Below are 1,041 nucleotides of genomic sequence, written 5' to 3'. Positions count from 1 at the left end.
GTGAATCGCCCCGGGTTTGATGGAGACATCGAAGACCCGGAAGGATGCCGATCATGGCTGCTCCCCGTAAATACCCCGACGAACTGCGTGAGCGCGCGACGCGTCTGGCGGTCGAGGCCCGCAAGGACCCGGTCGGCCGAGCCGGCGCGATCAAGCGCATCGCCGACCAGCTCGACGTGCATCCCGAGGCCCTGCGGGGGTGGGTCAAGCGGGCCGAGACCGACGAAGGCATCGTGCCTGGGACCACCAGCGCCGAGGCTGCCCGGATCGCGGAGCTGGAACGGGAGGTGAAGGAACTGCGGCGGGCGAACGCGATATTGAAGTCCGCCTCGGCTTTCTTCGCCGCGGAGCTGGACCGTCCACTGCGATGAAGGTCGCTTACATCGACCAGTACAAGAAACCGTTCGGCGTCCAGCCGATCTGCGACGTCCTCGCCGAGACGGACGCGCCGATCGCGCCGAGCACGTACTACGCCGCCCACACCCGCGCACCGTCGGCCCGCAGCCGGCGCGACGAGGAACTCACCGACGAGATACGCCGCATCCACACCGCCAACTACGCCGTCTACGGAGCCCGCAAAATCCATGCCGCCCTGGTACGCGAGGGCTTCACGGTGGCCCGCTGCACGGTCGAACGCCTCATGCGCCAGGCCGGACTGCGCGGGGTGATCCGGGCCAAGAGCCCGCGCACCACACGTCCCGCCCCCGAGACCGACCGGCCGGCCGACCTGGTCGAGCGGCAGTTCACCGCCACCGCCCCGAACCAGCTGTGGGTCGCGGACATCACCTACATCAGAACCCTTTTCCGGCTGGGTCTACGCCGCGTTCGTCATCGACGTCTTCTCCCGCATGGTCGTCGGCTGGCAGGTCGCCACCAGCCTCTACACCGACCTCGCCCTTGACGCCCTGGAGATGGCGATCTGGCGCCGCCGGCACACCGGCGCAGACCTCAGCGGCCTCACACATCACTCGGACCGCGGAGTCCAGTATCGAGCTCTGCGTTACACCGAGCGCCTCGAACAGGAGGCCGCCGTTGCTTCGG

2 protein-coding genes, 1 pseudogene and 1 other annotated feature are annotated in these 1,041 nt (G+C 68.4%); all 3 genes and pseudogenes read left to right on the top strand.

The window, feature by feature from the left end; genetic code table 11:
• Window positions 1-53 precede the first annotated feature (53 nt).
• Window positions 54-371 carry a transposase gene (locus tag QMF80_RS37905; RefSeq protein WP_283461978.1) on the top strand — a complete coding sequence of 106 codons (318 nt, stop codon included), beginning with the start codon at window positions 54-56 and terminating at the stop codon, window positions 369-371.
• Window positions 332-460 (top strand) — a sequence feature (AL1L pseudoknot). Its footprint overlaps the gene before it by 40 nt.
• Window positions 368-901 carry an IS3 family transposase gene (locus QMF80_RS37900; protein WP_283461976.1) on the top strand — a complete coding sequence of 178 codons (534 nt, stop codon included), beginning with the start codon at window positions 368-370 and terminating at the stop codon, window positions 899-901. It overlaps the preceding feature by 93 nt. Before QMF80_RS37905 ends, QMF80_RS37900 begins: the two co-directional genes overlap by 4 nt.
• Window positions 849-1,041 (top strand): annotated as a pseudogene (locus QMF80_RS38555) (hypothetical protein); the annotation flags it as partial. The gene QMF80_RS37900 and the pseudogene QMF80_RS38555, both read left to right, overlap by 53 nt.

The organism is Streptomyces sp. G-G2, from assembly GCF_030063135.1.
In the GTDB taxonomy this organism is placed as follows: Bacteria; Actinomycetota; Actinomycetes; order Streptomycetales; family Streptomycetaceae; genus Streptomyces.
This window is presented reverse-complemented; position numbering and strand designations above follow the sequence as displayed.